The sequence below is a fragment of the Methylobacterium persicinum genome, assembly GCF_022179525.1.
In the GTDB taxonomy this organism is placed as follows: Bacteria; Pseudomonadota; Alphaproteobacteria; order Rhizobiales; family Beijerinckiaceae; genus Methylobacterium; species Methylobacterium persicinum.
Window position 1 is genome coordinate 1 of record NZ_BPQX01000084.1, and the last position, 4,093, is coordinate 4,093.

6 protein-coding genes are annotated in these 4,093 nt (G+C 69.5%); 4 read left to right on the forward strand and 2 right to left on the reverse strand.

Translation table 11 applies throughout. The features are described 5' to 3' along the window. Positions 1 to 180 precede the first annotated feature (180 nt). Both MFF22_RS24420 and MFF22_RS24425 read right to left on the reverse strand, forming a co-directional pair. Positions 181 to 879, reverse strand: coding sequence for a 50S ribosomal protein L25/general stress protein Ctc (locus MFF22_RS24420; protein WP_238253353.1), 699 nt, complete (start codon positions 877 to 879; stop codon positions 181 to 183). 175 nt (positions 880 to 1,054) lie between these two features. Then, positions 1,055 to 1,612: a metallophosphoesterase gene (locus MFF22_RS24425; RefSeq protein ID WP_238253355.1), complete on the reverse strand. Its 558-nt coding sequence runs from the start codon at positions 1,610 to 1,612 to the stop codon at positions 1,055 to 1,057. A 297-nt stretch (positions 1,613 to 1,909) separates the two neighbouring features. On the opposite strand from MFF22_RS24425, the gene MFF22_RS24430 reads away from it, so the two are divergent. From MFF22_RS24430 to MFF22_RS24445, 4 genes are all read left to right on the forward strand, one after another. Beyond that, on the forward strand, positions 1,910 to 2,131 hold the full coding sequence (locus MFF22_RS24430) for a hypothetical protein (protein ID WP_238253357.1): 222 nt from the start codon (positions 1,910 to 1,912) through the stop codon (positions 2,129 to 2,131). A 161-nt stretch (positions 2,132 to 2,292) separates the two neighbouring features. After that, positions 2,293 to 2,805 carry a tyrosine phosphatase family protein gene (locus MFF22_RS24435; RefSeq protein ID WP_238253359.1) on the forward strand — a complete coding sequence of 171 codons (513 nt, stop codon included), beginning with the start codon at positions 2,293 to 2,295 and terminating at the stop codon, positions 2,803 to 2,805. Between the two features lie 135 nt (positions 2,806 to 2,940). After that, entirely contained in the window at positions 2,941 to 3,201 is a 261-nt protein-coding gene (locus MFF22_RS24440) for an exodeoxyribonuclease VII small subunit (RefSeq protein ID WP_238253361.1), read from the forward strand. 39 nt (positions 3,202 to 3,240) lie between these two features. After that, positions 3,241 to 4,093: 1-deoxy-D-xylulose-5-phosphate synthase N-terminal domain-containing protein (locus MFF22_RS24445; RefSeq protein WP_373320322.1), on the forward strand; the 853-nt coding region annotated here is incomplete at its 3' end.

Below are 4,093 nucleotides of genomic sequence, written 5' to 3' on the forward strand. Positions count from 1 at the left end.
GGAGGGCTCCAGGGATCGCCGCGCTGTCTGGAGCCCTCCTTCGAGGCGGCTTTCGCCGCACCTCAGGATGAGGGCGAGGGGTGGAGCGGGGACGCACCGGACCCGTGGAACCGGACGCACGAAAAAAGCCCCGGCCTTGCGACCGGGGCTTTCTGCCGTTCAGCGATACGAGCCGGAGGATCAGTCCTCGGACTCGCTCTTCTTCTCGGCCTCTTCCTCGGCGGCTTCGGCCTCGGCCTCGGCCTTCTCCTCGGCGGCCTCGGCGGACTGCGCCTCGGCGATCGCAGCCTCCTCGGCCTCGACCTCGGCGCCCAGCACCGTCGGCGGCACGATGTTGGCCACCGGATCGGTCGCCTCGCCGGTGTAGGTGCCGGCCGGGATCTTCACGTCGGAGACGTGGATCACGTCGCCGATCTGGCGGCCCTTCAGGTCCACCTCGATCGCATCGGGGATCCGATCGGGGGCCACATCGAGCTCGAGGGTATGGGCGGTGATGTTGAGGGTGCCGCCGCCCTGCTTGATGCCGGGGGCCTCGTCCTCGTTGATGAAGTGCACCGGCACCGCGACGGTGACCGTCTGACCCGAGACGACCCGCAGGAAGTCGACGTGCAGCGGCGCGCCGTTCACCGGGTCGAGCTGGAAGTCGCGCGGGATGGCCCGCAGCTTGCGGCCGCCGACGTTGATCTCGAACACGGTGGTCTTGAAACCGCCGGCGTAGATCAGCGTGCGGGTGCGGATGAGGTCGATGGCGATGGAGACCGGCGGCTGGCCCGCGCCGTAGACGACGGCGGGAATCTGGCCCTGGCGACGAACGGCCCGGGCGGCCCCCTTGCCGACCCGGTCGCGTGCCACGGCCTCAAGCGACTTGACTGCGCTCATGGCGTGATCCTTCGATTGAACTGGAGCCGGAACGCGAAAAAGCCGTCCGATGCGGACGGCTGAGGCCTTCCCGGCGCGCCCCTGCCTCCAAGGGTGTCTCGGGGGCGCGCCGTGCGGATACACGAAAACGGGGTGGGAAGGCAATTGCCGGCGGTGCTTGGCCCGGAAGCGAACCTCACCGCACCCCGTGCCGGGCGAGTTCCTCCGGCACCAGTTCGGCCGCCTCCAGCCGGACGAGGATGGCGTCGAGGTCCACCGGTCGTCCGTCGCAGGCGTCGATGCCGACATCGCAGGAGCGGCTGGTGTCGGGGAGCCAGCCGTGGCTGTGACCGAACAGGTGGAGGGTCTCCCGCCACAGGCCGGGCCACGCCCGGTGGGCGTAGTGGGACAGGAACAGGCGCCAGTCCCGGCCCCGCCCGTCGGCGAGGGTGAGGCGGGCACTCTCCACGGGGGGATCGGCCCAGGGCAGGTCGAGCACCCGGTTCGAATCGTGGTTGCCGCGCACCAGCCGCTTGGTCCCGTGCAGGGCCGAGAAGACCGCGGCGCAGCGCTCCCGGCTCGCCTCCACGGCGAAGTCGCCCAGGTGCCAGACCGTGTCCTCCGGCCCGACCACCGCGTTCCAGGCGTCGATCAGGGCCGCATCATGCGCTGCGACGGAAACGTACTGCGCCCGGCCATGACGCAGGACGTGCGGATCGCCGAAATGCGTGTCGGCGGTGAAGAAGGTCGCCATCAGGCTCCGGTCGAAGCATCCCGTTCCGGAAACGAGGTGGGACCGGCCTTCCGCCCTGCAACCCGATGCGGCGACACGTCCGCCGGGCAAGGTCGAGGCCGGTATAAAGTCTCGATAAGTCCTCGCGCCGGAGACGCGGCCTGACGGCACAAAATCCTAACTGAAACGAATCACGTCCCCTCGATGTGTCAAGAACTGGTGGGTTTGTGACACGCGGGCTACAATGGCCAAGCTTGGACCGAGGCGTCGCGGTCCGGTCCAGGCGTTCGCTGAAGCCACAAGGGGAAGCCAAGACCCATGCAGAACTTCACCGTAACCGACCGCGAACGCGACACCGTCCTGGCCGCGCTGCGATACTACCAGTTCTACCGGATGCAGGGTCACCCGTTCGACCCCCGTCAGGACCACCTGATCGACACCATCGCCGGCCAGACCGGCGACGCCCTGGATCTCACCGAGATCGACGACCTCTGCGCCGGCCTCGCCGGGAATCCTCACGCCCTGGCGTTGAACGCCTGATTCGCCGCGGTCCCGGATGCGCCGTACCCCGCCATCAGAAGCGGCGGTGCCTGCCGGGACCTTCATCTCCCACCTTCCACGACGGGCCATCGGCGGCTCTGGGGTGGAGGCTCGCCCCGTCCGCCCTCGATCGGACATGATCGCAGGCCACGGGGCGGGCCATGCCGAGCCTGCACGTCTGCCCCCTCTCGCGCCTGTCCGAGACCGTGTCCGCGACGGGGGCCAGCCACGTCCTGACCCTGGCCACCGTGGGCACGAACCCGGAGCGGCCCGCGTCCATCACCGCCGGCAACCACGTCGTGATCGGCGTGAGCGATATCGCCGCACCGCGCGACGGGCATGTCCTGCCCGCAGAGGATCATGTCGCGGACATCCTCGCCTTCCTCCGCCGCTGGCCGCGGGAGAAGCCGCTGGTGGTCCATTGCTATGCCGGGATCAGCCGCTCCCCGGCCGCCGCCTACATCGCCGCCTGCGCCCTGGCGCCGGAGCGCGACGAGGGCGCCATCGCCGACGCCCTCCGGGCGGCCTCGCCGTCCGCCACCCCCAACCGCCTGCTGGTGGAGATCGCCGACCGCCTGCTCGGGCGTTCGGGCCGGATGGTCGCCGCCATCGAGCGGATCGGGCGCGGGGCCGACGCCTTCGAGGGAACACCCTTTCGCCTCACGCTGGCGTGATCGTTCGGGGAGAAGAGTGTGGCGCAAACGCTCCCGTCCGGGGCAAAAGCGCCGGATGGAACGATCGCCTCCGGGCGAGCCGGGTTGTCCCCGCTTCGCAAGCCGCCTTAGAACCGGACAAAGGATGGGTGAGGGATGACCGCAGACAGACCAGAGACCGATCCGTCGATCGACGCCTTGCCCTTCGAGAAGGCCCTGGAGCACCTCGAAGAGATCGTGCGCAAGCTTGAGCGCGGCGACGTGCCGCTCGACGAATCGGTGGCGATCTACGAGCGCGGCGAGGCACTGAAGCGGCGCTGCGAGGTCCTGCTGAAGCAGGCCGAGGCGCGGATCCAGCGGATCACGCTGACCGCCGACGGTCGGCCCGATGGTGTCGCGCCCCTCGATGTGTCGTGAAGGTCTCGGGTCGATCCCGTGTGAGATGAGGTTTTGACCGTGCCGATCACCCCTGAGCAATCAGCGTTGCTGGATCGTGTGAACGAGCCGTCGGATCTGCGGCGCGTGCCTGAGGCGGAGCTTCAGGCCGTGGCGGATGCGGTGCGTGCGGAGATGATCGACGCGGTGTCGATCACCGGGGGGCATCTGGGCTCGGGCCTCGGGGTGGTCGAGCTGACGGTGGCGCTGCACCACGTGTTCGACACGCCCGACGACCGGATCGTGTGGGATGTCGGGCATCAGTGCTACCCGCACAAGATCCTGACGGGTCGCCGGGACCGGATCCGGACCCTGCGCCAGGGCGGGGGCCTGTCGGGCTTCACCAAGCGCTCGGAGAGCGTCTACGACCCGTTCGGGGCGGCGCATTCCTCGACCTCGATCTCGGCGGCGCTGGGCATGGCGGTGGGCCGGGACCTCGACGTGGCGGCGGCCAAGGCGCGGGGCACCGCGGACCGGCTGAAGCGCCGCAACATGGTGGCGGTGATCGGCGACGGGTCGATGTCGGCGGGCATGGCCTACGAGGCGATGAACAATGCCGGCGCCCTGCACTCGCGCCTGATCGTCATCCTCAACGACAACGACATGTCCATCGCCCCGCCGGTGGGGGCGATGTCGGCCTACCTCGCCCGCCTCGCTTCCGGCGATACGTACCGGACCCTGCGCGATGCGGCCAAGCAGCTCGGCAAGCTGTTGCCCAAGTCGATCTACCAGCGCGCCGCCGCGGCGGAGGAGTACGCCCGCTCGCTGGTGGTGGGCGGGGGCACGATGTTCGAGGAGATGGGCTTCCACTACGTCGGCCCGGTGGACGGTCACAACCTCGACCACCTGCTGCCGGTGCTGAAGAACGTCCGCG